The sequence below is a fragment of the Achromobacter sp. RW408 genome, from assembly GCF_003184165.1.
In the GTDB taxonomy this organism is placed as follows: Bacteria; Pseudomonadota; Gammaproteobacteria; order Burkholderiales; family Burkholderiaceae_B; genus Achromobacter; species Achromobacter xylosoxidans.
On record NZ_QHHO01000046.1, the window covers coordinates 276,787 to 300,551 of the forward strand.

A 23,765-nucleotide genomic window follows, 5' to 3' on the forward strand; every position below is an offset into this window, starting at 1 on the left:
ACGGCAAATCCACGTCCGTCTTCTTCAACAACGCAATCGCCGTCTGCAGATCATCCCGCTTCTTGCCGCTGATCCGCAGCTTGTCGCCGTTGATCTGGCTTTCGACCTTGAGCTTGGCGTTCTTGATCGCCGCGATCAGCTTCTTGGCCACCGGCTGCTCGATCCCCTGCTTCACCGTGATCTTCTGCCGCGCCCCGCCCAGGTTCTCCAGCGGATCCGCCACGTCCAGGCAGCGCACGTCGATCCCGCGCGCCGACAGCCGGCCGCGCAGGATGTCCAGCATCTGCTTGAGCTGGAACGCGCTCGACGCCACCTGCGTCACCACGAAGCCTTCCAGTTCGAACTTGGCATCCGTGCCCTTGAAATCGAAACGGGTGGCGAGTTCGCGGTTGGCCTGGTCGATGGCGTTGGTGAGTTCGTGTTTGTCGACTTCGGAGACGACGTCGAAAGTAGGCATGACACTGGGTCCTGTCGGTAGATGAAGAAAAGGCGGCCGCGGCCGCCGCGATTGCCCCATTTTACCGGGGCTCGCCCCCCCTCAAGCCATCAGCACCAGCAACCGGTCCGGCTGCAACGGATGCGGCATCACCTGCGCCTGGATGCCGTACGCCAGATACAGGTTGGCTGGCGTCAGCACCTGCGCCGGCGTACCCTGCGCGATCGCCTGGCCGCCGCTCAGCAACAGCAGCCGGTCGCACCAGCGCGCCGCCAGGTTCATATCGTGCAGGATCACCAGCACGCCGGTATTGCCTTCGTGCGCCAGTTGCGCCGCCCGTCGCATCAGGTCGGCCTGGTGCCTGGGATCGAGGCTGGCGGTCGGTTCGTCCAGCAGCAGGTAGCGGGCCTCGCCCGGGACGCGCGCCGCGCGGCATTGCACCAGCACCCGGGCGAATTGCACCCGCTGCTGCTCGCCGCCCGACAGCTGCGGATAGCGGCGGCCGTCCAGGTGGCTGACGTCGGCCCATTCCAGGGCCTGGCGCGCCAGGTCATCGACCTCGGCCGGCGACAGCTCCGGAAACGGATACGCGCCCATCGCCACCACCTCGCGCACGCCCAGGTCGAAGGTCAGCCCGGGCTTCTGCGGCAGCACCGCGCGCTTGCGCGCCTGCGCGCGGGGCGGCAGCGCGCGCAGCGGGCGGCCGTCCAGCGCCAGGCTGCCGCCATCGGCCTCCAGCTCGGCCGCCAATGCGCCCAGCAGAGTCGACTTGCCGGCGCCGTTGCTGCCCAGCAGGCCCACCACCTCGCCCGGACGGATCGCCAGCGAGACGCGGTCCAGGATGCGCTTGCCGTCGCGCGCCAGCGTCAGGTTCTCGGCGGCCAGCATCAACCGTGCCTCCGGCCGCGCGCCAGCAGCCACAGGAAGAAGGGACCGCCCACCAGTCCGGTCACCAGGCCGATCGGCAGTTCGGCCGGCACCACCACGATCCGCGCCAGCCAGTCCGCCAGCGTCATCACCAGCCCGCCGCCCAGCAGGCAGGCCGGCAGCAGCAGGCGGTGGTTGGCGCCCAGCGTCATGCGCGCCAGGTGCGGCACCACCAGGCCGACGAACACGATGGTGCCGCTGGCGGCCACCAGCGGCCCGACGATGAGGGTGCAGGCCAGCACCAGCCGGGCGCGCGCCTGCTTGAGCGAATAGCCCAGGTGCTGGGCCTCGCGCTCGCCCAGCAGCAGCGCGTTCATCACGCGCCATTGGCGCAGCAGCCAGCACGACAGCAGCAGCACCCATGGCCCCAGGAACGCCAGCAGCTTCCAGCTGGCGCCGGCCAGGCTGCCCATGTTCCAGAAGGTCAGGTCGCGCAGCTGCGCATCGGACGCCATGAACGTGAACAGCCCGATCAGGCTGAAGGCGATGGCCGTGATGGCCCCCCCCGCCAGCAGCAGCCCGGCCACGCCCGGCACGCGCCGTCCCACCACATAGGCCGACAGCGTCGCGACCAGGCTGCCGATGAAGGCGCCCGGCGCGGTGTACCAGAAGCCGCCGTGCGTCATGACGATGGCGATGACCGCGCCCAGCGAAGCGCCGGCGGAAATGCCGATCAGCCCCGGCTCGGCCAGCGGATTGCGGAACAGCGCCTGCAACGCCGCGCCGGAGATCGCCAGGCCCGCGCCCATCACCACCGCCAGCAATACCCGCGGCAGGCGGATGTCGATCAGCACATTGCGCCACAGCGCCTGTTCAGGCGTGGGCGCGCCCCACAACAGCGACGGCAGTTCACGCAGCGGGATCGGCACCGCGCCGCTGGCGCTGGCCGCCAGCACCGCCAGCACCAGCGCCGCGGCCAGCAGCGCCAGTGCCAGCGGCGCCCTAGCGCGCCATGGCATGCGCCGCCTCCTGCTTGAGCTGGATCAGCGCCTGCGGCAGCCGCGGCCCCAGGCCGAGGATCAGCAGATCGTCCATGACGATGATGCGCTGTTTCGCCGCGGCTTGCGTCGCCGCGATGCCGGGCAGGCGCGCAAAGCCCTCCAGGCCGCCGCTGGCCTGCAGCGATTCACGCGTGACGATGATCAGGTCGGGCGCCAGCGCGCCGATGGCCTCGGGCGACAGCGGCTTGTAGCCCTGCTGTCCCGCCAGCACGTTGTCCAGGCCGGCCAGGCGCATGATTTCGGCCGCCGCGGTGCCGCGCCCCGCGCCCTGCGGCGCGCCGCTGCGGTTGATCAGCAGCAATGCCCGCGCGCGCGTTGCCGGCATGGCTTCGGCCTTGGCCAGTTCGCCTGTCACGTCCCGCACCATCTGTTCGCCGGCCGGCGCCACGTCGAGCGCGGCCGCCACGGCGCGGATGCGCGCCTTGAGCGAATCGACCGACGGCGCGTCCGGCACGCTCACCACCCGCACGCCGACTTCGCCCAGGCGCTTGAGCGCGTCGGGCGGACCGGCCTGCTCCGACGCCAGCACCAGGTCGGGCTGGAGCGCCAGCACGCCTTCGACCGGCACGGCGCGGTAATAGCCGACCCGCGGCAGACGGGTCGCTGCCTCCGGATACAGGCTGGACTGGTCGTCGCCGACCAGCCGCTCGCCCTGCCCCAGGCCGTAAACGATTTCCGTCACGGTTCCGCCCAGGGTCACCACGCGCGCGGGCGGCGCCGCCTGCGCGGCCGCCACCAGCATCCATCCCGCCGCCACCGCCAGCCATTTCTTCATTGCATCATCCTCATGCGGCCAGCGGCACGCGGCACAGGCCCGACATCAATTCACGCCAACCCGTCAGTTCCGGCTTGCCCGGCTTGCGCTCGCCAAAGAACTGCGCGATCAGGTCGCCGCTGGACGAATACAGCTCCAGCGACGTCACCCAGCCATCGCTGGTGGGTTTGTTCACCACCCAGGCCGACGCGATGGCGCTGGTGTCCAGGTGCAGGTTGAAGGTCGGATCCAGCACGTTGAACCAGGGGCCGGTGCGGCGCAACTGGTGCACCGGGCCGGTGTGGATCTGGATCATGCCGCGGTTGCCCACGAAGCACATGATCGACAGGCCGCTGGCCGCCGCCGACTCCAGCATGCGTTCGACCGACTCCACCGGCACCGTCTGCGCCAGGTCCTCGCCGGCCGCGGCCAGCGCCGCCAGGCGCGACACCTTGAACTTGCGCAGCAGCGGGAAGAACTCGTGCGTGTCCTGCATGCCGAGCCAGGCCTGCCGCCACTGGGCGCTGTCCTCGACGCTCGGCGCGTCGGTGGCGGCGGCATAAGGCGCGGTGTCGGGCCAGCGCGAGGCGCCCGCGAACTTCGCCACCAGCGCGTCGTACGCGGCGGCATCGGTGGCCTCGGTGCGGTAGACCTTGTGCACCGCCACGCCCGCGCCGTCGAAGAACTGCAGGCTGTGGCGGCCGTCCTGCTCGACCGCCCAGGCGGAGGCCCAGCACGAGAAGAACACCCGCAGGTCGATGTCCGGCCCCAGCACCAGGCCGACCGGGCCGTCGGCCTGGATGTCGAGGTAGGCGCCATGGCGTTCGTGCACGCACCAGTCGTTGCGCGTCAGGGCCATCACCGGCCCCAGCGTGCCCAGTTCGCGGAAGATCTCCTGCGGCTGGCCATGCAGTTCGACTGCCTTGACACCGCCACAGCCGGCGGCGACCCATTCGGCCTCGGACACGCCGAGTTCCTGGGCCAGGTTGCGGGCGCGCAGGCCGGGCTTGGACGCCGCCAGCGCTTCGTTGCGGGCGCGCAGCTCGGCGGCGCGGGTGTCGAAATCGGGGTGCTTCACTTCGTTGCTCATTGCGGGCCCTCCGGCCGGAATGGAAAATCGGGACTGCCGCCGCTGACGCGCGGCGGCAGCGCGGGTCAGTATTGATACGTCAGTGAGACGCGCAGGCTGCGTCCCGGTTCGGCGTACCAGTCCACCGGCCGCGGCAGCGCCGTGGCGCCTGCGGTCGGCACGTTGATGGCTTCCCAGTACTTCTTGTCGAACAGGTTGAACACGCCGGCCTGCACCTGCAGGCCCTTCACCGAGGCCGGGCGCCAGTAGCCCATCAGGTCCACCACGCCATAGCCAGGCGCCTGGAAATCACGGTTGGGCGCCTTGGCGGAAGCGTCCGGATACTCGACCTTGTTGCGACGCAGGGCCGTGGTCAGCATCGCGTCCACGCCCCATGCGTCGCGGCCATAGCCGACGCCCAGCACGGCCTTGAGCGGCGCCACCGAATTCAGGTACTGGCCGGTGCCCTCGTCCTTGCCCACGGCCCATGCCAGCGAGCCCCAGGTGCGCCAGCCCGGCGAGAATTTCCAGTGCGCGCTGGCCTCGGCGCCATAGATGCGCACCTTGGCGCGGTTGACGTTGCCGGTGATGCCCAGCGGATACTGCCCGGCCCAACCCGCCTGCCATTGCGGCGAACCGGCGTCCAGCGGCACGTTGCTGTCGATGAAGTTCCGGTAGCGGTTATCGAAGAACGATAACGCGCCCCCCAGCGAATCGGAACCCAGCTTGGCGCCCAGTTCCCAGCCCTTGCTGGTTTCCGGCTTCAGGTAGGGGTTGCCGACCCGCAGGTAGGTGCCCGGGCCGCCGTAGTTGGTGTAGAGCTGCGTCGCGCTGGGCGCCTTGAAGCCGTAGGCGTACTGCGCGTACAGGTTCAGGTCGTCCGCGGCCTTCCAGGTGGCCAGCAGCTTGGGCGAGAAGCGCCCGCCGCCATTGTCGGGCGGCAGCGCGCCGCCGTTGCGGTTGCTGGCGTAGCTTTCGGTGGACTTGGGCTTCTGCTCGTAATGGTCGTAGCGCAGCGCCGGCATGACCGTGTAGCGGCCGTCGGCGAAGCTGAATTCGTCGGAGGCCCACAAGGCCCACTGGCTGCCCTTGGACAGCGGCACGTCGGCCTGGTTGGTGTGCAGCATGTCGCAGGTGCTGGGGAACGGCGGCCTGGGCGTGCCCGGAGGGATCGCCGGGCAATTGTCGTAACCGCTGGAGTTCTGCTCTGTCTTGTTGCCGTACCACTCGGCTCCCAGCGTCCATATTTGAGACACCGAGGCGCCGGCGAAACGCTTGGACAGTTCTGCATTGGCGCCGAACATGGTCTGGCGGATGGAATTGTTGCGGCCATAAGCGCCGCTTGGAAAGCTATTGGGACGGCTGGCAACCCGCTGCGCATCCAGCGCGCTGTCGAGCTGCATGCGCTGCCAATACACCACCGCCGTGGCGCTGTCGATCCAGCCGCCCTCGCCCGGCGCCTTGTAGACATAGTCGAACGACACGCGCTCGCGCTCGGTTTCCTTTTTGGTGGTGTTCTCGCCGATCTGGTAGCTGGTGCCCGGGCCCTGCTCGAACATGCTGTCCTGGGTGGCGTTGCGCTTGAAGTACTCGCCGGTCAGGCCGAAACGATGTCCGCCATCCACGCGCTGTTGCAGCTTGAGCAGGAAACTGCGCTGGTCGTAGTCTTCGGGCGTCGGCTCGCTGCGGCGCGGGCCGTAGCCGCCGACGTCGCCACGGTTGTCGAGCGCGTGGCCGTTGCGCACGCCCGCCTGCACCAGCCAGAAGGTGTTGTCATGGATCTGCCCGGCCAGCGCGGCGTTGGCGCCCCAACTGCTGTCGGCGGTGTCGTAGTCGGTCTTGGCCAGCGCGCCGAAGGTCTTGCCGTCGGTCAGCAGGTCGGCCGGGCTGAGCGTGTACAGGTCGGCCAGTCCGGAAATGGCCCCCGAACCGCCCGAGCCGGCGTCGGCGCCACGCACGACGTCCAGGCGCGACAGCGTATTGAAGTCCACCGCCTCCAGGCCACCCTTGACGCCCCGGGCGCCGTCGTCGAGCCACGGCAGCCGGATGCCATCGACCCGCGTCAGCACGCGGTCCTGGTCGAGCCCGCGGATGTTGATGCTGTTGTTCTGGCGGTTGAAGCTCACGCCGGGTTCGGCGCGCTTGCCCAGGTCGCTCCAGTTCTTGATCTGCAGATCGTCCATGCGCTTGCGGTCGGTGCGCGTTTCCCATGCCGGCGCCGCCACCGCGCCTTCGCCCTGGACCGTGACCGGCGCGAGTTGCGCGACACCCGGCTGCGGCAAGGCCTGCAACACGAATACGCCGGGGCTGCGCTCGCGCGCGGCCAGGCCGCTGCCGGCCAGCAGGCGGGCAAAGCCGTCAGCCACGGTGTATTCCCCATTCAAGCCCGCGCCACGGCGCTGGCCCACCAGCGCCGCGTCGAACAGCACCGTGACGCCGGCATGGTCGGCAAAGCGCGCCAGGTTCTCGGCCAGCGGGCCGGCCGGGATGCGGTAGCTGCGCGCCTGCTGCGCCGGCGCGGCCTGCGCCTGCGCGGCGGCGGCCGGCCACAGCATGGCGGCCGGCGCGGCCAACGCGGTGGCAAGGCGCAACGCCAGGGTCAGGCGGGTCAGTCGGCATGGGGCCTCTCGGTTGATGGGATAGCCGCGCACGCGGCTGGCGGGGAAATGAGCCATGGTCGTCCTTTCGATCCAACGGGTATCGGCATTCGTGTGCCTCTACTGACCATGACCCTCGACATTCGCGGACCGGACAGCGTGTCCTCGGCTTTTTTGTAACAACGACGATTCACGCCTGTCCGGCGCGCGGCGCGATCGTCACCCAATACGCGCTGCGATAGCGCACCCGCACCGGCAACGTCGACGGCAAGGCCGCCAGCACCGCGTCGGTGTCATGCAACTGGAACGCGCCCGAAAGCCGCAGGCCCGCCACTTCGGGGTCGCACCGCAGCAGGCCCGGCCGGTAGCGGCCCAGTTCAGCGGCGAACGCATCCAGGCGCCAGGCGTTGACGTGCAGCACGCCACGGGTCCAGTCGGCCGCATGCGGATCGGCCGGCTCGGGGCGCGCGGGCGCGTCATCGCGCAGCCATGCCTGCTCGCCGGCCGCCAACGGCACGACCACGCCGCCGCCCCGCAGGTTGACGCGCCCTTCCTGCACGCTAACGAGGCAGGCGGCGCCGTCCTGGCGCATGCAGAAGCGCGCCGCCCGCGCCTGCACCTCGCCCTGCCGGGCGCGCACCACGAACGGGCGCGGATGGGCGCCCGACTCTTCCACGGCGTGGACCGCGATCTCGCCGGCGCGCAGGCGCAGCAACCGCAGGTCGGCGTCGTACAGCACGTCGACCGCGCTGGCGGTGTTCAGGTGCATGGAAGAGCCGTCGCTCAGCGCGACCCGGCGCTGCTCGCCCGTGGCGCTGCGGTAGTCGGCGCTCCACTCGAACGGGCTGGCGCGCCACGCGGCCCAGCCGGCGGGGCCGGCCACGATCAGCGCGGCCAGGGTCTTGAGGGTCGCGCGGCGGCCGGCCAGGTCGGGCCGGTTCAGCGCCGCCATGCCCAACGAGGACGGCACCAGGCCGAGACGCTGGTTGACGCGCTGCGCCCGTTGCCAGGCATGTTCGTGTTCGGCCTTGCTGGCGCGCCACTGCGCGCAGGCGCGCACGTCGGCCTCGGTGGCGCGCTCGGAACTCAGGCGCAACAGCCAGCGCGCCGCCTCGCGCGCCACCTTGCGGTCGACGGCGGGCAGCTCGCCCGCGGCGCCCCACGGCGCGCTTACATCACCGCCATGATGCATTGTTCGTACCCCTTGGCGATGTAGCGGTGCACCGAGCGCAGCGACACGTTCAGCCGCGCGGCGATCTCGGCGTGGCCGAGGCCTTCGAGCTGCGCCATCAGGAAAGCCTGCCGCGCCGGAAGCGGCAGGCCCGCCAGCATCTCGTCGATTTCCTGCAGCGCCTCGAGGATCAGCAGGCGCTGCTCGGGCGACGGCGCCTGGGCCTCGGGCAGCGTGGCCAGCGCGTCCAGGTAGGCCCGTTCGAGCGAGCGGCGCCGGTGCAGGTTCAGCACCAGGCGCTTGGCGATGGTGGTCAGGTAGGCACGGGGTTCGCGCAGCGCGTCCAGCTCGTGCCGGTGGCGCAGCACGCGCACGAAGGTGTCCTGCGCCAGGTCGGCGGCGTCGAACGAATCGCCCAGCTTGGCCCGCAGCCAGTTGTGCAGCCATCCGTGGTGCGCGCGGTAAAGCAGGTGGACGGCGTCGCCGCAGGCAAGCGCAAGGTTGGACACGGTGGGCTCCCGAACACACTTGATCACAAATAAAAATCAATCTCATTCTAAATGGAAAACCCTGACCCAGGTCAAGAACCCCGCCCGCGCAAGGGTGGCGATATGATGGGGACGGACTTGCCCGACCGGCCGCCCCGGCGCTGGCGCGACGTCCCTTCCCCCTCTTGCCCAAGGCCGACCCGATGCTCTACAGCGCGTTCAAACTGATCCACCTGCTGGCCGTCATTCTCTGGGTGGGCGGCATGCTGTTCGCCCACTGTTTCCTGCGGCCGGCGGCCGCGCAGCTGGAGCCGCCACAACGGCTGCGACTGATGCATGCGGTGCTCGGCCCGTTCCTGAATGCCGTGCTGGCCGCGATCGTGCTGATCCTGGCCACCGGCGCGGCGATGATCGGCCAGGAGGCGTCCCAGGCCGCGCAGACGGGCGGCGCCTTCTTCATGCCGCGCGGCTGGACGGTGATGACCGCCGGCGGATTGATCATGGCCGTGATCTACGCCTACATCCGCGCCGCGCTCTATCCCCGGCTGCGGGCGGCGGTGGCCGCCTCCGACTGGCCGCGCGGCGGCCAGGCGATGGCCGGCATCCGCCGCTGGGTCGGCGTCAACCTGGCGCTGGGACTGGCGATCATCGCGGCCGTTTTCCTGCTCTGACACCCCGCGGTCCGGTCCGGCCGCTTCGGTGGCGCGCAGCTATCGGCCGGACCACGGCGGCTATCGGATTTCTTTGGACTGGTGCAATACGCCGTACATCCGGCGTGGCCACACTGGCTCGGACTCTCGCGGGTCCCACATAAAAGGAAAATCCATGATCAAGCGCATCCTGCCCCTGGCCGCCCTCGGCCTGTCCTTCGCCACCCTCTCGGTCGCCCTGGCCGCCGCCCCCATCGACAACAGCGCGCTGGAACAGCCCGCGTTCCGCGACCACAAGGCCACCTATGGCGTGGTGTACCGCCTGCCCAAGGAAGTCAACGCCGTGCTCGACGCCAAGGTCAACAGCACGCTCAAGCAGGACCTGCTCGCGCTGGGCCTGAAGACCGAGGCGGAAACGCCCAATATCCCCCACGTCACGGTGGTCCACATCCACAGCGCCGACCCCGCCACGCCGCAGCGCATGCTGCGGGCGCTGCCCAAGCCGCCGGCGCCGCTGGCCGTCACGCTCAAGGGCTTCTACCCCACCGAGGCCGCCAAGGGCGCGGGCCATCCGTGGTGGCTGGACCTGGGCGTGGTCAAGAGCGGCGCGGGCTTCGAGGCCATGATGGCCTACAACACGGTGGCCACGGCCGCGCTGGCGCCGCTGCGCGATGGCCCGCTGCCGCGCGTGACCGGCCCGGTGTATGCCAAGATGGGCGAGGCCGGCCGCGACCTGGTCAAGACCATGGGCGTGAGCGGCGTCAACGTGATGAAGGACGGCAAGGAAGTGCGCGCCCACAATCCGCACACCACGCTGGTCTACAGCATGGCGCCGTACGACGCCCGCCTGGCCGACGCCATGAAGCAGGAATCCGACAAGTTCAACGCCGCGCTGCCCGACGGCATCGCCACCACCTTCAAGGACGTGTCCATCGTCGAGATCGGCTTTGCCGGCAACGTGCTGCGCGAGATCTACCGCGTCAGCCTGGAAGACGGCTCGGCCATCGACGTGGCCAGCGGCAAGCCGGTCAGCCGCTAGCTGGAAGCATCCGCGGCCAGGCGCTCGCGCAGCACGTCGCGCACCTGGCCGCGCAGCCACGCCTGCAACGGCGCGGCATGCTGACCGGTATGGCGGTGGCGCAAGGCCTGAGCAGGCGGTCGAAGGTGGTCTCGCGCCCGTGCATCGGCTCGAACGCAAACCACTTGATGATTGAGGGCCGCGGCTTCCGGCTGCTGCCATTCCGTGGCAGCATTACGGCGTCCCGCCCTTGCCCGCCTACATGTCCCGCGCCGAACGACTCCTGGACCTGCTGCAGACCCTGCGGCGCCATCGCCTGCCCGTCAGCGGCCACCGCCTGGCGGCCGACCTGGGCGTGAGCCTGCGCACCCTGTATCGCGACATCGCGACGTTGCAGGCGCAGGGCGCCGAGATCGAGGGCGAGCCCGGCATCGGCTACGTGCTGCGGCCCGGTTTCATGCTGCCGCCGCTGATGTTCAGCACCGAGGAGATCGAGGCCCTGGTGCTGGGCACCCGCTGGGTGGCCGGCCGTTCCGACCCGCGCCTGGGCCAGGCCGCCGCCAACGCGCTGGCCAAGATCAGCGCGGTGCTGCCGCGGGAACTGCGCGACGAACTCGACGCCATTCCGCTGCTGGTCGGCCCCAGCAGCTGGGCGGTGGTCGACCGGGTCGACCTGTCCCAGATCCGCCAGGCGATCCGCTGCGAACAGAAGATCGCCATCACCTACCGCGACGACAAGGGCGCCGACTCCGAGCGCGTCATCTGGCCGTTCGCCCTGGGTTTTTTCGACAGCGTGCGCATCGTGATGGCCTGGTGCGAACTGCGCCAGGACTTCCGCCATTTCCGCACCGACCGCATCGCCACGCTCGAACCCGGGCAGCGCTACCCGCGCCGCCGCCATGCCTTGCTCAAGGAGTGGCGCGCCATCAATGCGGCCGAGTGCGACGGCTGCTGACGCGGGGCGGCCGGTGCGACATCCGGCCAAAGACTGCTGACAAAATCTGACAGCATGTCTTTCTAAGATGAGCGCTCATCCAACCAGGAGCGCATCATGTCCGCCAAGAACTTCGTCATTTTCTACGTCGACAAGCCCGAGGCCAGCGCGGCGTTCTACAGCGCGCTGCTGAACCGCCCGCCCGTCGAAAGCTCGCCCACCTTCGCCCTGTTCGCGCTCGACTCCGGCCTGATGCTGGGCCTGTGGTCGCGCCACACCGTCGAACCGGCGGCCGCCGGCCGCGGCGGCTGCACCGAACTGGCCTTCACCGTGCCCGACGCCGACGCGCTCGACCAGCGCCACCTCGACTGGAGCCTGCGCGGCCTGCCCATCCTGCAGGCGCCCACCAACATGGACTTCGGCCGCACCTTCGTGGCGCTCGACCCCGACGGCCACCGCCTGCGCGTGTTCGCCCCGGCGCCCGACACCACGCCCGCCGAGGAGGAACTGGTCACGATCCCAGCATTCCCAGGAGCCTGAACCACAGGAAGTCCAGCGGCACCAGCGCCACGAACGACACCAGCGCGGTCAGCAGGCTCAGCGCCAGGCCGCTGCGCGCCGGCACGTGGCCCATGCCCATCGCCACCACGATGGGCGAAGCCTGGTACGGCATGATGACGGTGGCGTAGCCGGCCACCTGCGCCATCAGCACCGTCATCAACGAAAAGCCCGATGCCTGCGCCAGCGTCTCGGCCAGCGGCGTGTACAAGGCCGGCACGCCGTTGGCCGTGACCACGAAGTTCAGCGCGGCCGACAGCCCCACCAGCGAAAAGAAGCTTTGCATCGGCGCGTCGGGCGACAGCGGCAGCCAGGCCTGCAGGGCGCGGCCGATGATGCCGCCCAGGCCGCTGTCCGCCACCATCGCGGCCAGCCCCAGGATGCCCGCCACATAGATCGCGGTGCGAAAGTTCACTTCCTTGCCGAACTGCTCGCCGCTGACGAACCCCACCCTGGGCAACAGGCACACGCAGGCCGCAGCCAGCCCGATCCAGGCCGGCGACACGCCATGCCATCCGTCGGTCACCCAGCCCAGCAGCGTCAACCCCAGCAACACCACCAGGCGCTTTTCAGCCCTCGTCAGCGGCGGGGCCGGCGCGGCGGGCGGCGCCGCTTCCGGCGTGTCGCGGAACAGCCACGCAATACAGGCCACCAGCACCGCGCCTTTCAGGATGCCCAGCACCGGCGCATGCAGCCACAGGTATGGCAGGTAGCCCAGTTGCAGCCCGTAGCTGGATTCGATGCTGCCGGCCATCACCAGGTTGGGCACGTTGGCCGGCAGGATGGAGGTGGACAGCTGGAAGGTGCCGAAGCCCACCGCCAGCGCCAGCCCGATTCGCCCGCGCCGTCCCGCCGCCAGCCCGATCCGGTCGGCGTACGCCAGCACGATCGGCATCAGCAGCGCGATGCGGCCCATGTTCGACGGCATCACGAAAGCCAGCAGGTACGTCAGCGCGACCACGCCGGCCACCACCTTCGGATATGAACCCGACAGGCGCCGCGACAACGCGCCCGCCATGCGGTCGGCCAGGCCCGTGTACTTCAACGCCAGCCCCAATACGTAGCCGCTCAGCACCAGCCAGAACGCCGCCGACGAGAACCCCGAAAACACCACATCGCGCGAGGCGACCGCCAGGATCATCGCGGCGCTGAAGAACAGCAGCGCCGTCAGGTACTCAGGCAGCCGCGAAAAGGCCCACAACGCGATCGTGATCGCGGTGATCAGCGCGGGTAGAATCGGAAAACCGGAGGCGACCAGATGCATGAAGAAACCACCAAAAAAACACGAATCGGCGCAGTGTACGGACCCTGTCCGCCGCTGAAAATGCGCCATTCGCAGAGGCAGCCTGCGCGCCTCGCGTAGGCTCGCCGCCATGCGTTTCGACCTGACCGATCTGGCGCTTTTCCTGCACGTGGTGCAGGCCGGCAGCATCACCCACGGCGCCGCCCGCGCCAACCTGGCGCTGGCCGCCGCCAGCGCCCGCATCCGCAACCTCGAAGCCTCTCTCGGCACGCCGCTGCTGGAACGCCGCCGCCAGGGCGTCATTCCCACTCCGGCGGGCCTGAAACTGGCCGCGCACGCCCGCGTGATGCTGGCCCAGGCCGACCGCCTGCGCGACGACCTGGCCGATTTCTCCGGCGAATTCGGCGGCTCGGTGCGCCTGCTGTCCAACACCAACGCCCTGACCGCCTTCCTGCCCGAAGCGCTCGGCGGTTTCCTGGCGGCGCACCCGCGCATCAACGTCGAATTGCAGGAGATGCTGAGCGACGAGATCGTCGAGTGCATCGCCGACGGCTCGGCCGACATCGGCATCGTTGCCGGCACCGTCGATACCGGCGCGCTGCAGACCTACCCGTACCATTGCGATCGCTTCGTGCTGATCGTGCCCGTCGGCCATGCGCTGGCGGGCACCGCCGAAATCGCCTTCCGCGACGTGCTGGACGAGGATTTTGTCGGCCTCGACCGCAGCAGCGCGCTGCAACGCTTCCTGGCGCGCCAGGCGCTGGTGGCGGGCGGGCCGATCAAGCTGCGCGTGCAGCTGCGCAGCTTCGACGCCATGTGCCGGCTGGTCGAGGCCGGCGTCGGTGTCGGCATCGTGCCCGAGACCACGGCCAACAGCATGTGCCGGCTGCTCGACGTGGTGTCGGTGGCACTGACCGACGCCTGGGCTTCGCGCGAACTGCTGCTGTGCGTGCAAGCGCGCGAAACGCTCAACGCCCGCGCCCGCCGCCTGCTCGACCACCTGCTGGCCGACGCCGCCCGGATCACGCCGCCGAATACAGATCGGTCATGAACTGCGTGGCCTTGATGCCGGTGCCGGTCAGCAGCACCACGGTGCGTTCGGCCTCGCGGATCGCGCCGCGCGCCCGCAGCATATCCAGCGCCGCCGCCGCGGTGGCGCTGGTGGGCTCGGCGTAGAGCCCCATTGCCGCCAGCCTGCGCACGGCGGCAACGATGTCCGCCTCCGGCACCGCGACGGTCTGGCCGCCGCTGGCGCGGATCGCCTGCAACACCTCGCGCAGCCGCACCGGCCGCTTGATCGCGGTGCCTTCGGCCACCGTCGGCAGCACCTCGCGCGGCACCGACGTGTCGACCCCGGCATGGAAGCTGGCGTCCACCGGCGAGCAGTTCAGGGGCTGGGCCACGAACAGGCGCGGCAGGCGTTGGATCTGCCCGGCCGCAAGCAGCTCGGCAAAGCCGATGGCGCAGCCCAGCACATTGCTGCCCGCGCCCGCCGGAATCACCACGTTCTCCGGCGCCTCGAAGCCGAAGTCCTCCCACATCTCATAGGCGATGGACTTGGTGCCCTGCAGGAAGAACGGCTGCCAGTTGTGGCTGGCGTAGAAGATGCGCGCGGACGCCTCGATCGCCGCGGTCTCGGCGTTTTCGCGCGGCCCTTGCACCAGTTGCACGTCGGCGCCGAATGCGCGGATCTGCGCCACCTTGGCGGTCGAGGTATAGGCGGGCGCGAAGATGGTGACGTCCATGCCCGCCGCCGCGCCAAAGGCGGCGATGGCGGCGCCGCCGTTACCCGAGCTGTCCTCGGCGATGGCGCGGATGCCGATCTGGCGCAGCCACGACAGCATCACCGCCGCGCCACGGTCCTTGAAGCTGCAGGTCGGGTTGAACCATTCCAGCTTGAAATGCGGCCGCAGGCCGCCCCAGGCGCGCTCGACCATCGGCGTGCCGCCCTCGCCCATCGACACCGGCCGCGCCACGGCGCCCGGCAGCGCGGCGCGGTAGCGCCACAGCGAACGCTCGCCCCGGTCGATGTCGTCCCGCGAGATGCCCGGCAGCGGCGAGATCATCAAGGGCGCGCGCGCATCGGAACACCAGCGGGCCTCATCCAGCGCATGGCGCGCGCCGGTGACGGGATCGAAATAGTGGGGATCTGACATGGCGATCAACCTGGAGAAAGTCGAGGATGGGCGCAGTCTAGGTCCGCCCGAGCGCTCCGCGTTGCAATATCATGTTGCGATAAATGCAATGGAGAACCGCCATGGAACGTGGCGCGCTATGGGAATACCAGGTGTTCTGCGCCGTCGCGGAACGCCAGAGCTTCGTGCTGGCGGCCCGCGCCCTGGGCGCCTCGCCCAGCGCGGTCACCCGCGCGGTGCAGGCGCTGGAACGCCAGGTCGGCGCGCAGCTCCTGCTGCGCAGCAAGAACAGCGTGGTGCTGACGCCGCAGGGCGAAAGCTACTTCCAGTCGGCGCGCGGCCTCCTGCGGCTGGAAAGCGAAGCGCGCGAGGCGCTGCGCGACACCCAGTCGGGCGATCAGGGCCGTCTGCGCTTCTCGGCGCCCGACCTGCTGGGCGTGACCCTGCTGCCGGCGGTGCTGCGGCGCTACGCGGCGGACTATCCCGGCGTCACGGTGGACATCAACTACACCGACAAGTGGGTCGACCCCATCGCGGAGGGCCTGGACTTCGCCATCCGCGGCGGCTTTCCGGCATCGAGCGAGCTGCTGGGCGCGCGCCTGTGGCCGTATGCGCGGCTGCTGTGCGCCAGCCCTGACTATGTGGCGCGCATGGGGCTGCCGCGCGAGCCCGAAGAACTGGCGCGGCACCGGCTCATCATGCACACCGGGCCGCGCGTGCTGAAGGACTGGCACCTGCGGCGCGACAAGCGCATCGTGCGCATGCATGCCGAGCCGGCGGTGCGGGTCAGCACCGGCAGCGGCCTGATGGCGCTGGCGCTGCAGGGTGTGGGCATCGCCAGATTGGCGGACTGGGCGGCGGCGCCGGAGATCGCCCGCGGCACGTTGGTGCGGGTATGCCCCGGCTACACCGCCACCTCGGCGCAGGGCGTGGCGCCGCAGATGCACGCCGTGTACGCCTCGCGCTCGCTGCCGGCGCGGGCCCGCGCCATGCTGGCGGCGATCCGCCAGTGCGCGGACGCGGGCGCAGTTTGAAACGCGCCGCCGGCAACACCGGGCGAGTCCGCCGGCGCAATCGCTAGGAGCGCTGCTGGCGCGCTTGCAGCACCACCGCCGCCGCGGTCTTGCGGAACAGCAGCAGGTACAGGGCCGCCAGCACCAACAGGAACGGCACGCCGAACACCAGCGTCATCTTGAACACGCCGGTGAAGTAGGTCGTGACCAGGATCGCCAGCATGGCGCCGGCGCCCAGCAGCGTCAGCAGCGGAAAGCCCGGCATGCGGAACGACAGCGCCGCGCCACCCTCGCGCGCCCAGCGGCGGCGGAAGAAGTAGTGCGTGACGAAGATCATCATCCACGTGAACAGCGCGCCGAACATCGAGATCGCCATCATCAGCGTGAACGAGGTCTCCGGATACAGCACGTTCAGCACGGTGGCGATGGCGATGCCGCTGGTCGACAGCAGCAGCGCGTTCAGCGGCGTGCCGCTGCGCGTCAGCTTGCCGAGAGCCGCCGGCGCATGCCCCGCGCGCGACAGGCTGAACATCATGCGGGTGGTGATGTACAGCTGGCTGTTCATGGCCGACAGCGCCGCCACCAGCACGATGAAGTTGATGACACCGGCCGCGTACGGCACCTTCACCGCTTCCATCACCGTCACGAACGGGCTGCCGCCCTTGCCGGCCTGGTCCCACGGCACGATGGCCAGGATCAGCGCCAGCGTCAGCAGGTAGAACACCACCAGCCGCACGATGGTGGCGCGGAACGCCTTCTTCACCGCGCGCTCGGGGTCCTCGGCCTCGCCCGCCGCCACCGCGATCATCTCCACGCTCAGGTAGCTGAAGATCGAGATGACCACCGCGATCCACATGCCCCACACGCCGTTGGGGAAGAAGCCGCCGTGCGCCGTGTACTGCGCCGTGCCGTACTGCGGATTGCCCCAGACCACATAGGCGCCCAGGATGATGAAGGCCACGATGGCGCTGATCTTGATGGTCGAGAACCAGTACTCGATGGTGCCGAAGGCCTTCACGCTCATGGCGTTGATGAAGATCAGCGCCGCCGAGAACAGGCAGACCCATTGCCAGCCGGGCACGGACGGGAACCAGAATTTCATGTACTCGGCCACCGCGGTGACCTCGGTGCCCACCGCCAGCACCACGCACGACCAGTACGCATAGCGCACCAGGAAGCCGGCCAGCGGGCCGATGTAGTGCTCGGCGTAGGCGCCGAACGAACCCGACGTCGAATGCGCCACCGTCATCTCGGCCAGGCAGCCCATCAGCAGCAGCGTGATCAGCCCGCCGATGGCGTAGCTGATGATGACGCTGGGGCCGGCGAAGCCGATCGCGAACTTGCTGCCCAGGAACAGGCCGGTGCCGATGGCCCCGCCGATCGCGATCATGCTCATCTGGCCGGACGTCAGGCGGCGCTTGAGCCCCTGTTCGCGTTCGGCGATCCTGCCGAATCCTTGTTGTTGTGTCATTGTCTCCTCCGGTACTGCGCTCTCTTGCTGGATGTCGCTCGGGCCGGCAACCGGCCGCTCAGGTCACGGCCGAACGCTGCTTGAACTCGGGCTTGTCCCAGGCCTTGCTGTCGAGCACGTCTTTCAGGATCTCGACCGCGTCCCAGACGTCGGCGTAGCCGAAGTACAGCGGCGTCAGGCCGAAGCGCAGCACCTCGGGCTCGCGGTAGTCGCCGATCAGGCCGCGCGCGATCAGCGCCTGCATGACCTCGTAGCCGTTGGGATGGCGCAGGCTCACGTGGCTGCCGCGCTGGGCATGGTCGCGCGGCGTCACCAGCGTCAGCGGATGGCCGACGCAGCGTTCCTCGACCAGGGCGATGAACAGGTCGCCCAGCGCCAGCGACTTCCTGCGCACCTCGGCCATGTCGGCCTCGCGCGCCACGTCCAGGCCGCATTCGACCATGGCCAGCGACACGATGGGCTGGGTGCCGCACAGGTAGCGGCGGATGCCGCCGGCCGGCTCGTAGGCGACCGTCATGTCGAACGGACGCTGGTGGCCCCACCAGCCCGACAGCGGCTGCCAGAAATCGGGAATGTGCCGCGGCGCCACCCAGATGAAGGCCGGCGAGCCGGGGCCGCCGTTCAGGTATTTATAGGTGCAGCCCACGGCGTAGTCGGCGTCGGCGCCGTTCAGGTCCACCGGCACCGCGCCGGCGGCGTGCGCCAGGTCCCAGATGACCAGCGCGCCGCGCTCGTGCGCCTGGCGCGTGACCGCGGCCATGTCGTGCATCTGCCCGCTGCGGTAGTTGACGTGCGACAGCAGCACCACCGCCACGTCCTCGTCCAGCGCCCGCTCCAGCGGCAGGTCGTCGTCGATCAGGCGCATCTCGTAGCCCTGCTGCAGCAGGTCGATCATGCCCTGGATCATGTACAGGTCGGTGGGAAAGTTGTCGCGTTCGGACAGGATCACGCGGCGCTCGGGCTGGCGCTTCTGCTGGATGCGCAGGCTGGCAGCCAGGGCCTTGAAGATGTTCAGCGAGGTGGTGTCGGTGATGACCAGTTCGCCCTCTTTCGCGCCGAGCAGGCCGGCCAGCTTGTCGCCCAGCCGCGACGGCAGTTCGAACCAGCCGGCGGTGTTCCAGCTGCGGATCAGGCCGGTGCCCCATTCCTGGGTGATGACCTCGGCGGCGCGCGCGGCGGCGGCGCGCGGCATCACGCCGAGCGAATTGCCATCCATGTACAGCACGCCGGGCGGCAGGTCGAAACGCGCCTTCAGCGGCGCCAGGGGGTCCTGCCGGTCGGCGGCGACACAGCTTTCACGGGTATGCATTCACAGCTCCTTCGGGCAATATGCTGGCTACATACTAGCAGCGCGGCCAAGCCGAATAGTTGCAAAACAAGGCGTGACTAACCCTAGGATTTCGCATTAAATTGCGTCATAGCCATTTTTTTCGAATTGGATTGCATCATGCAACTGGACGCCATCGACCACCGCATCCTCTACCGCCTGCAGGAGAACAGCCAGCTCAGCAACCAGGACCTGGCCGAGCAGGTGGCGCTGTCGCCGTCGGCCTGCCTGCGGCGGGTGCGGGCGCTGGAGGAAGGCGGGCTGATCCGGGGCTATCGCGCCGTGCTCGACGCCGAGCGGCTGGGCTTCGAGCTGGAAGCCGTCGTGCACGTGTCGCTGGACCAGTCCCGCGCCGGCTGGCACGAGGAATTCCTGGCCGGCATCGCCCTGTACGACGAAATCACCGAGGCCAGCATCGTCACCGGCGCATCCAACTACATCCTGACGGTGCGCACCCGCAACCTGGCGGCGTTCTCGCAGTTCGTGGAGGACAAGCTCAGCAAGATCGCCGGAGTGCGCGACCTGTGTTCGCATATCGTCATGCGCAAAGTGAAGAACCGCGGCGGCATGCTGCCGCTGGCGGCCTGGCGCTGATCGGGCCCTACGCGTGGCGCAGGAAGCCGAACACCGTGACGAAGTGGCAGGCCGAGCCGCCCATGACGAACAGGTGCCAGATGCCGTGGGCATGGCGCCAGCGCTTGTCGTTGGCGTAGAACACCGTGCCCACCGTGTAGAGCGCGGCCCCGGCCAGCAGCCAGGCCAGGCCGGCGCCCGACAGCGCGCCGGCGATGGGCGCGGCGCACATCACGCCCAGCCATCCCATCGCCAGGTACAGCGGCAAGGCCGGCGCGGCGTCACGCGCCCACCACAATTCCCGGCCGATGCCGTATAGCGCCAGCAGCCAGATCGCCACCGCCATGGCGGCGCCCCAGCCCAGCTCCGGCGGCACGAATGCCAGCGGCGTATAGGTGCCCGCGATCAGCAGGTAGATGGCGCAATGATCGGCTTTGGCCCAGCGCGCCTTGCGGCGTCCGCGCGACCAGTGATACAGCACCGATGACGCATAGACGGCGATCATGGATGCCGCGAACACCGCGCAGGCCACGATCTGGCGCCATTCCACTTTCAGTTCCGCGGCCCGCGCGATCAGGGCCCCGGATGCAGCCACCGCCAAGGCCAGGCCGGCCAGGTGCGTGGCTCCGTTCAAGCGCTCTCCTTCGTACATGCTGCCCCTCTCCCGCGCGCAGGCGTGACGCCGACGCTTTTCATCTTGCCCAAGCCATGTGACAGCTTGGGGTCAAGACGGGCAGCAAGGTCGGGGCGGCCGTCGTCGCCCCGACACACGGGCTCAGGCGATGAAGTCGACCGCCGCCGGATAGCCTTCCAGCGCGCGCGCCGCCAGGATGGCGCGCTGCACCGCGATCGCCATGGCCTCGGCCGCCATCACGCCGAGCAACATCATGTTGGCGGGCTTGCCGGACGCGCCCGTGCCGAGGGCGAACACCGTATCGCCGTCGAGCATGGTGTGGATAGGATTGATGGTGCGGGCCAGGCCGTCGTGCGCGGTCTGCGCCATCTTCTGCGCCTGCGCCTTGGTCAACCTGGCATCGGTGGCCACCAGCCCGATGGTGGTGGCCGCGCCCTCGCGCATCGAGGTCGGCAGGTCGCCGGCCAGGATCGCCGCGCGCGTGTCCAGCAGCATCTTGCCGTCGGCGGTGCGGGCGCCGGCCAGCACGTGGCCGGTGGCCGGATCGACCACGTCGCCCACCGCATTGACCGCGACGATCGCGCCCACCGTGACGCCCGCCACGGTCAGCGAGGCGCTGCCCAGGCCGCCCTTCATGGCGCGCTTGGCGCCGTACAGCTTGCCGACCGTCGCCCCGGCGCCGGCGCCGACGTTGCCCTCCTGCGGCGGCTTGGCGCTGGCCGACTTGCAGGCCTGGTAGCCGGCCGCGGCATCGGGCCGGACCGAAGCGTCGCCCACGCCCAGGTCGAACAGGATGGCGGCCGGCACGATCGGCACGTGCGCCACGCCCACGTCGAAACCGATCTTGCGTTCCTCCAGGTAGCGCATGACGCCGGTGGCCGCCTCCAGGCCGAAGGCGCTGCCGCCGGCCAGCATCACCGCGTGCACTTTTTCGACCATGTTGACGGGGTTGAGCAGGTCGGTCTCGCGCGTGCCCGGCGCCGCGCCGCGCACGTCCACGCCGCCGGTGGCGCCCGCTTCGGCGATGATGACCGTGCAGCCGGTCGGCCGCCGCGTGTCGGTGTAGTGCCCGACCTTGATGCCGGCCACGTCGGTGATGCTGCCGCCGCCGGGCACCCGCCGCAAACCGCCGGCGCCCTGCGCCGGCATGACACTTGCGGACGCCGCGACACCCGCCGCCGCCATCATGAAAGCCCGCCTGTTCCACTGTTGTTGCACGCCTGTCTCCATCTGGATACCGCCTGGATCAACCCCGAGCCGGGCGGCCGGGGCGCGAATACCGCATATGACTTGCCGCTATATTTTTACTATTCCTTATGCTTTGTGGAAAAATAGGCGCGTTGTTAGAGTGCGGCTACACCGGAAGGCGGCGCGATCGGCGCGGGCCTTTCGCAGTGATCTCTCATCCGTGGAGCATTGCCATGAAACTCTTGCGCTCGTTGTTCATCGCCGGCCTGGTCCAGGTCGCCGCCCTGTCCGCCGCCCACGCCCAGTCGGGGCTGGACCAGATCAAGTCCGCCGGCGTGTTCAAGATCGGCACCGAAGGCACCTACGCTCCCTTCACCTTCCACGACGCCTCCGGCCAGCTTACCGGTTTTGACGTCGACATTGGGCGCGCCATCGCCCAGCGCCTGGGCGTCAAAGCCGAATTCGTCGAAGGCAAGTGGGACGGCCTGATCGCCGGGCTCGACGCCAAGCGCTACGACGCCGTCATCAACCAGGTCGGCATCACCGACGCGCGCCGCGCCAAGTACGACTTCTCCGATCCCTACATCTCGTCGGCCGCGGTGCTGATCGTGCGCGATGACAACACCACCATCAAGTCGTTCGCGGACCTCAAGGGCAGGAAGTCCGCCAACACGCTCACCAGCAACTTCGGCAAGCTGGCGCAGAGCCACGGCGCGGAAGTGGTTGCCGTGCAGGGCTTTAACGAAGCCATCGACCTGCTGACCTCGGGCCGCGTCGAGGCCACGGTCAACGACAACCTGTCGTTCCTCGACTTCAAGAAGCAGAAGCCCAACGCCAAGGTCAAGATCGCCGCCACCGACAAGGCCGCCGAGTTCAGCAACTCCGGCGTGCTGCTGCGCAAGAACAATCCCGAACTGGTGGCCGCCATCAACAAGGCGCTGGCCGACATCAAGGCCGACGGCACCTACAAGACCATCTCGGTCAAGTACTTCGGCACGGACCTGTCGGCGCAGCAATAAGCGGCCTCCTCGATGACGCTCCCCGCCTGGCTGCACAACGTCCTGCCCGACTGGATCCTGTCCCAGGTCGACACCCTCGCGGTGCCGGCCTGGGTGCAGTTGATGGCCGACTCGTTCTGGCCCTTGCTGCACGCCGGGCTGGTGTTCACCGTCCCGCTGACATTGATGTCGTTCGCGCTGGGGCTGGCGCTGGCCTTCGTGGTGGCGCTGATCCGGCTGTTCGGGCCGGCGCCGCTGGTGGCGCTGGTGCGCTTCTACGTCTGGCTGATCCGCGGCACGCCGCTGCTGGTGCAGCTGTTCGTGATCTTCTACGGCCTGCCCAGCGTCGGCGTGGTGCTCGACCCGTTGCCGGCGGCGCTGATCGGCTTCACGCTGAACGTCGGCGCCTACAACTCCGAAGTGATCCGTGGCGCCATCGAGTCCATCTCCAAGGGCCAGTGGGAAGCCGCCTATTCATTGAGCATGACGCGCGGCCAGGCGCTGCGCCGCACCGTGCTGCCGCAGGCCGCGCGGGTGGCGGTGCCGCCGCTGTCCAATTCCTTCATCGCCCTGGTCAAGGACACCTCGCTGGCCGCCGTGCTGACCGTGCCCGAGATCTTCCAGGCGGCCCAGCGCATCGCCGCCGTCACGTATGAACCGCTGATCCTGTACACCGAGGCCGCGCTGATCTACCTGGTGTTCAGCTCGGTGCTGTCCGCCGCCCAGGTGCGCCTGGAAAGGCGCTTCGGCCAGCACGCGGTGTTTTCCGAGAAGAACCGATGATCCGCCTGGAACAGATCGAGAAATCCTTCGGCGGCAACCTGGTGCTCAAGCAGGTCGACGTGGCCATCGCCGAAGGCAGCGTCACCGCGCTGATCGGCCCGTCCGGCAGCGGCAAGAGCACCCTGCTGCGCTGTGTCAACCTGCTGGAGGTGCCCGATCGCGGCACCCTCGAGATCGGCCCGGAACAGGTCCACTTCGAACCCGGCCTGAAGCTCTCGCGCGACCAGGTGCAGCGGGTGCGCATGCAGACCGGCATGGTGTTCCAGAACTTCCAGCTGTTCCCGCACCAGACCGTGATCGGCAACGTGATGGAAGGCCTGGTGACGGTGCAGAAATGGCCCGCCGACCGCGCCCGCGCGCGAGCCGAGGAACTGCTGCGCAAGGTCAACATGCTGGACAAGGCCGAGGCCTGGCCCGCCAATCTGTCGGGCGGCCAGCAGCAGCGCGTGGCGATCGCCCGCGCCCTGGCGCCCGCCCCCCGCGTATTGCTGTGCGACGAACCGACCTCGGCGCTCGACCCGGGCCTGGCGGCCGAAGTGGTGGACGTGCTGCGCCAGCTGGCCGCCGAGGGCATGACCATGCTGATGGCCACCCATGACCTGCGCCTGGCCGCCAGCGTTTCGCGTGAAGCGGTGTTCCTGCTCGACGGCAACGTGGTCGAAGCCGGCGCCTCGCGCGACCTGTTCACCCGACCGCGCGATCCGCGCACCGCGACGTTCATCTCGACCTTGACGCAAGAAGCCGGCCAGATCGGTTGAGGCGGCGCCCCCCATCGAACGCGCGCGTCCCCTCCCCCC

Annotated in this window: 24 protein-coding genes; 10 read left to right on the plus strand and 14 right to left on the minus strand. The window is 69.3% G+C overall.

What is annotated here, in order from left to right; translation table 11 throughout:
• The 8 genes from DK459_RS11320 to DK459_RS11355 all read right to left on the minus strand — a co-directional run.
• A partial coding sequence (locus tag DK459_RS11320; protein WP_110134875.1) for a YajQ family cyclic di-GMP-binding protein occupies positions 1-457 on the minus strand: 457 nt, incomplete at its 3' end.
• Positions 458-538: 81 nt separating this feature from the next.
• Positions 539-1,327, minus strand: a complete 789-nt coding sequence (locus DK459_RS11325) for a heme ABC transporter ATP-binding protein (protein WP_026384620.1) — start codon at positions 1,325-1,327, stop codon at positions 539-541.
• Positions 1,324-2,322 (minus strand): iron ABC transporter permease, encoded by a 999-nt coding sequence (locus tag DK459_RS11330; RefSeq protein WP_110134728.1) that lies wholly within the window; start codon positions 2,320-2,322, stop codon positions 1,324-1,326. Before DK459_RS11330 ends, DK459_RS11325 begins: the two co-directional genes overlap by 4 nt.
• Entirely contained in the window at positions 2,306-3,139 is an 834-nt protein-coding gene (locus tag DK459_RS11335) for a hemin ABC transporter substrate-binding protein (RefSeq protein ID WP_024070224.1), read from the minus strand. Before DK459_RS11335 ends, DK459_RS11330 begins: the two co-directional genes overlap by 17 nt.
• A gap of 10 nt (positions 3,140-3,149) precedes the next feature.
• A complete protein-coding gene (locus DK459_RS11340) occupies positions 3,150-4,196 on the minus strand; it encodes a hemin-degrading factor (protein WP_054497375.1) in 1,047 nt (348 codons plus the stop codon).
• Between the two features lie 77 nt (positions 4,197-4,273).
• Positions 4,274-6,862: a TonB-dependent hemoglobin/transferrin/lactoferrin family receptor gene (locus DK459_RS11345; protein ID WP_370445596.1), complete on the minus strand. Its 2,589-nt coding sequence runs from the start codon at positions 6,860-6,862 to the stop codon at positions 4,274-4,276.
• Between the two features lie 112 nt (positions 6,863-6,974).
• Positions 6,975-7,976: a FecR domain-containing protein gene (locus DK459_RS11350; protein WP_070542401.1), complete on the minus strand. Its 1,002-nt coding sequence runs from the start codon at positions 7,974-7,976 to the stop codon at positions 6,975-6,977.
• Complete coding sequence (locus tag DK459_RS11355; protein WP_020926597.1) at positions 7,955-8,464, minus strand: sigma-70 family RNA polymerase sigma factor; 510 nt, start codon at positions 8,462-8,464, stop codon at positions 7,955-7,957. Before DK459_RS11355 ends, DK459_RS11350 begins: the two co-directional genes overlap by 22 nt.
• Positions 8,465-8,646: 182 nt before the next feature.
• On the opposite strand from DK459_RS11355, the gene DK459_RS11360 reads away from it, so the two are divergent.
• From DK459_RS11360 to DK459_RS11375, 4 genes are all read left to right on the plus strand, one after another.
• Complete coding sequence (locus DK459_RS11360; protein ID WP_006386716.1) at positions 8,647-9,114, plus strand: CopD family protein; 468 nt, start codon at positions 8,647-8,649, stop codon at positions 9,112-9,114.
• A gap of 154 nt (positions 9,115-9,268) precedes the next feature.
• A complete protein-coding gene (locus DK459_RS11365; RefSeq protein WP_070542404.1) occupies positions 9,269-10,132 on the plus strand; it encodes a hypothetical protein in 864 nt (287 codons plus the stop codon).
• A gap of 241 nt (positions 10,133-10,373) precedes the next feature.
• Entirely contained in the window at positions 10,374-11,066 is a 693-nt protein-coding gene (locus DK459_RS11370; protein WP_035182617.1) for a YafY family protein, read from the plus strand.
• A 96-nt stretch (positions 11,067-11,162) separates the two neighbouring features.
• Complete coding sequence (locus DK459_RS11375; RefSeq protein WP_020926592.1) at positions 11,163-11,585, plus strand: VOC family protein; 423 nt, start codon at positions 11,163-11,165, stop codon at positions 11,583-11,585.
• Here DK459_RS11375 and DK459_RS11380 read toward each other — a convergent pair.
• Positions 11,557-12,867 carry an SLC13 family permease gene (locus DK459_RS11380; protein WP_049052960.1) on the minus strand — a complete coding sequence of 437 codons (1,311 nt, stop codon included), beginning with the start codon at positions 12,865-12,867 and terminating at the stop codon, positions 11,557-11,559. The two genes, DK459_RS11375 and DK459_RS11380, sit on opposite strands and share 29 nt — an antisense overlap.
• A gap of 109 nt (positions 12,868-12,976) precedes the next feature.
• Between DK459_RS11380 and DK459_RS11385 the strand changes: the two genes are divergently transcribed.
• Positions 12,977-13,897, plus strand: coding sequence for a LysR substrate-binding domain-containing protein (locus DK459_RS11385; RefSeq protein ID WP_060721300.1), 921 nt, complete (start codon positions 12,977-12,979; stop codon positions 13,895-13,897).
• On the opposite strand, the gene DK459_RS11390 is transcribed toward DK459_RS11385, so the two are convergent.
• Complete coding sequence (locus tag DK459_RS11390) at positions 13,869-15,002, minus strand: pyridoxal-phosphate dependent enzyme (protein WP_110134729.1); 1,134 nt, start codon at positions 15,000-15,002, stop codon at positions 13,869-13,871. The two genes, DK459_RS11385 and DK459_RS11390, sit on opposite strands and share 29 nt — an antisense overlap.
• 101 nt (positions 15,003-15,103) lie before the next feature.
• Here DK459_RS11390 and DK459_RS11395 point away from each other — a divergent pair, with 101 nt between their 5' ends.
• The gene (locus DK459_RS11395) at positions 15,104-16,015 is read left to right on the plus strand and encodes a LysR family transcriptional regulator (RefSeq protein WP_053497811.1); all 912 of its coding nucleotides are present in this window, start codon (positions 15,104-15,106) and stop codon (positions 16,013-16,015) included.
• A 43-nt stretch (positions 16,016-16,058) separates the two neighbouring features.
• Here the strand turns inward: DK459_RS11395 and DK459_RS11400 are convergent, their stop codons facing one another.
• Together DK459_RS11400 and kynU are read right to left on the minus strand one after the other, a co-directional pair.
• Entirely contained in the window at positions 16,059-17,465 is a 1,407-nt protein-coding gene (locus tag DK459_RS11400) for an amino acid permease (RefSeq protein ID WP_006386708.1), read from the minus strand.
• 58 nt (positions 17,466-17,523) lie between these two features.
• Positions 17,524-18,774, minus strand: coding sequence for a kynureninase (gene kynU, locus DK459_RS11405; RefSeq protein WP_070542407.1), 1,251 nt, complete (start codon positions 18,772-18,774; stop codon positions 17,524-17,526).
• A gap of 138 nt (positions 18,775-18,912) precedes the next feature.
• On the opposite strand from kynU, the gene DK459_RS11410 reads away from it, so the two are divergent.
• A complete protein-coding gene (locus DK459_RS11410) occupies positions 18,913-19,386 on the plus strand; it encodes an Lrp/AsnC family transcriptional regulator (RefSeq protein WP_020926585.1) in 474 nt (157 codons plus the stop codon).
• A 7-nt stretch (positions 19,387-19,393) separates the two neighbouring features.
• Here DK459_RS11410 and DK459_RS11415 read toward each other — a convergent pair whose 3' ends face one another.
• A complete protein-coding gene (locus DK459_RS11415) occupies positions 19,394-20,017 on the minus strand; it encodes a hemolysin III family protein (protein WP_049052975.1) in 624 nt (207 codons plus the stop codon).
• A gap of 123 nt (positions 20,018-20,140) precedes the next feature.
• Positions 20,141-21,229 carry a P1 family peptidase gene (locus tag DK459_RS11420; RefSeq protein ID WP_006386704.1) on the minus strand — a complete coding sequence of 363 codons (1,089 nt, stop codon included), beginning with the start codon at positions 21,227-21,229 and terminating at the stop codon, positions 20,141-20,143.
• 191 nt (positions 21,230-21,420) lie between these two features.
• On the opposite strand from DK459_RS11420, the gene DK459_RS11425 reads away from it, so the two are divergent.
• From DK459_RS11425 to DK459_RS11435, 3 genes are all read left to right on the plus strand, one after another.
• Positions 21,421-22,206, plus strand: coding sequence for an amino acid ABC transporter substrate-binding protein (locus DK459_RS11425; protein ID WP_006386703.1), 786 nt, complete (start codon positions 21,421-21,423; stop codon positions 22,204-22,206).
• An 81-nt stretch (positions 22,207-22,287) separates the two neighbouring features.
• Positions 22,288-22,968, plus strand: coding sequence for an amino acid ABC transporter permease (locus tag DK459_RS11430; RefSeq protein WP_026384606.1), 681 nt, complete (start codon positions 22,288-22,290; stop codon positions 22,966-22,968).
• The gene (locus tag DK459_RS11435; RefSeq protein WP_054484844.1) at positions 22,965-23,726 is read left to right on the plus strand and encodes an amino acid ABC transporter ATP-binding protein; all 762 of its coding nucleotides are present in this window, start codon (positions 22,965-22,967) and stop codon (positions 23,724-23,726) included. The genes DK459_RS11430 and DK459_RS11435 overlap by 4 nt, the downstream gene beginning before the upstream one ends.
• Positions 23,727-23,765: the final 39 nt, after the last annotated feature.

Coding starts and splice junctions, on each gene's coding strand:
- DK459_RS11425 (WP_006386703.1), top strand. CDS start 21,421: ATGAAACTCTTGCGCTCGTTGTTCATCGCCGGCCTGGTCCAGGTCGCC.
- DK459_RS11385 (WP_060721300.1), top strand. CDS start 12,977: ATGCGTTTCGACCTGACCGATCTGGCGCTTTTCCTGCACGTGGTGCAG.
- DK459_RS11350 (WP_070542401.1), bottom strand. CDS start 7,976: ATGCATCATGGCGGTGATGTAAGCGCGCCGTGGGGCGCCGCGGGCGAG.
- DK459_RS11390 (WP_110134729.1), bottom strand. CDS start 15,002: ATGTCAGATCCCCACTATTTCGATCCCGTCACCGGCGCGCGCCATGCG.
- DK459_RS11435 (WP_054484844.1), top strand. CDS start 22,965: ATGATCCGCCTGGAACAGATCGAGAAATCCTTCGGCGGCAACCTGGTG.
- DK459_RS11375 (WP_020926592.1), top strand. CDS start 11,163: ATGTCCGCCAAGAACTTCGTCATTTTCTACGTCGACAAGCCCGAGGCC.
- DK459_RS11410 (WP_020926585.1), top strand. CDS start 18,913: ATGCAACTGGACGCCATCGACCACCGCATCCTCTACCGCCTGCAGGAG.
- DK459_RS11370 (WP_035182617.1), top strand. CDS start 10,374: ATGTCCCGCGCCGAACGACTCCTGGACCTGCTGCAGACCCTGCGGCGC.
- DK459_RS11415 (WP_049052975.1), bottom strand. CDS start 20,017: ATGTACGAAGGAGAGCGCTTGAACGGAGCCACGCACCTGGCCGGCCTG.
- DK459_RS11420 (WP_006386704.1), bottom strand. CDS start 21,229: ATGGAGACAGGCGTGCAACAACAGTGGAACAGGCGGGCTTTCATGATG.
- DK459_RS11380 (WP_049052960.1), bottom strand. CDS start 12,867: ATGCATCTGGTCGCCTCCGGTTTTCCGATTCTACCCGCGCTGATCACC.
- DK459_RS11400 (WP_006386708.1), bottom strand. CDS start 17,465: ATGACACAACAACAAGGATTCGGCAGGATCGCCGAACGCGAACAGGGG.
- DK459_RS11395 (WP_053497811.1), top strand. CDS start 15,104: ATGGAACGTGGCGCGCTATGGGAATACCAGGTGTTCTGCGCCGTCGCG.
- kynU (WP_070542407.1), bottom strand. CDS start 18,774: ATGCATACCCGTGAAAGCTGTGTCGCCGCCGACCGGCAGGACCCCCTG.
- DK459_RS11345 (WP_370445596.1), bottom strand. CDS start 6,862: ATGGCTCATTTCCCCGCCAGCCGCGTGCGCGGCTATCCCATCAACCGA.
- DK459_RS11335 (WP_024070224.1), bottom strand. CDS start 3,139: ATGAAGAAATGGCTGGCGGTGGCGGCGGGATGGATGCTGGTGGCGGCC.
- DK459_RS11365 (WP_070542404.1), top strand. CDS start 9,269: ATGATCAAGCGCATCCTGCCCCTGGCCGCCCTCGGCCTGTCCTTCGCC.
- DK459_RS11360 (WP_006386716.1), top strand. CDS start 8,647: ATGCTCTACAGCGCGTTCAAACTGATCCACCTGCTGGCCGTCATTCTC.
- DK459_RS11330 (WP_110134728.1), bottom strand. CDS start 2,322: ATGCCATGGCGCGCTAGGGCGCCGCTGGCACTGGCGCTGCTGGCCGCG.